At 62.5% G+C, this 1271-nt stretch carries 2 protein-coding genes; both read left to right on the top strand.

The window, feature by feature from the left end:
* The first annotated feature begins 68 nt into the window (after positions 1-68).
* The gene (locus EJK15_RS69435; protein ID WP_171075444.1) at positions 69-362 is read left to right on the top strand and encodes a transposase; all 294 of its coding nucleotides are present in this window, start codon (positions 69-71) and stop codon (positions 360-362) included.
* Between the two features lie 8 nt (positions 363-370).
* A complete protein-coding gene (locus EJK15_RS69440) occupies positions 371-1234 on the top strand; it encodes an IS3 family transposase (protein WP_240778162.1) in 864 nt (287 codons plus the stop codon).
* The last annotated feature ends 37 nt before the right edge of the window (positions 1235-1271 follow it).

Below are 1271 nucleotides of genomic sequence, written 5' to 3' on the forward strand. Positions count from 1 at the left end.
TGAGCTTCCCCCTGTTCTCCGGACACTTGACCTGAGGTCACCCTTGATCATCAGGAAGGATGTCCTTCATGCCCGCACCACACCCGCCAGAGTTCCGGCGTCGCGCGGTCGAGCTCGCGCGCCAAGGTGACAAACCGCTCCTCCAACTCGCCAAAGACCTGGGCATCAGCCGGTCATGCCTGCAGAACTGGCTCAACCAGGCCGACGCCGATGAAAACGCCGGCACCGGGGACCGGCTGACCAGTGCGGAAAAGAAGGAACTCGCCGAGCTGCGCCGCCGCAATAAGCAGCTGGAGATGGAGAACGACATCCTCAAGCGGGCGGCGGCCTATTTCGCCCGAGAGAACGTCCTCCCAAAGTAATCTACTCGCTGGTCCGTGAACTCGCCGACGACCATATCCCGGTCGCGGTGGCCTGCCGAGTCCTCGAAGTGTCCGCATCGGGATATTACGACTGGCTCGGCCGGCCCGAGCCATCGCGGGAACTACGTAACAAAGAACTCACCAAAATGATCCACGAGATCCACGCCGAGTCGCGCGGCAGTTATGGATCGCCGCGCGTCCATGCCGAACTGCGGCTGGGGCTGGGCGAGACGGTCAACCGCAAGCGCGTCGAGCGGCTCATGCGCGCGGCCGGCCTGCAGGGCATCTACCGGCGCAAGGGCCGCCGCAACCTGGTCAACCAGGCCACCGAGGAGGACCTGGTGCAGCGGCGGTTCGACGTCCAGGCGCCCGATCGGCTGTGGCTGACCGACATCACCGAACATCCCACCGGCGAAGGGAAGGTGTACTGCGCCGCCGTCATGGACGCTTACTCTCGACGCATCATCGGCTGGTCCATCGACGCCCGCCAAAATACCGAGTTGGTCACAAATGCGCTCGCGATGGCCGTGGCCCGGCGCGCACCGGAAAAGCGATCGACAATCCTGCACTCGGACCACGGAACGCAATACACGTCCTGGACCTTCGGGAAACGCCTACGAGACGCCGGCCTGCTCGGTTCCATGGGAACGGTGGGTGATTGTTATGACAACGCGATGATGGAATCGTTCTGGGGAACGATGCAGCTCGAACTCCTCGACACCAGAATCTGGAATACCCGCGAAGAACTCGCCAACGCCATCTTCGAATGGATCGAATGCTGGTATAATCCATACAGGCGCCATTCCAGCATTGGAATGCACAGCCCCGTCACGTACGAGAGCCTCTACCGGCCCTCAGACACCGCCGAGTGACCTCACCTCAGGTGTCCGTGCAACGGGGGGAAGCTCA

Origin of the sequence: Nonomuraea basaltis (assembly GCF_005893125.1) — a bacterium.
Classification (GTDB): Bacteria; Actinomycetota; Actinomycetes; order Streptosporangiales; family Streptosporangiaceae; genus Nonomuraea; species Nonomuraea basaltis.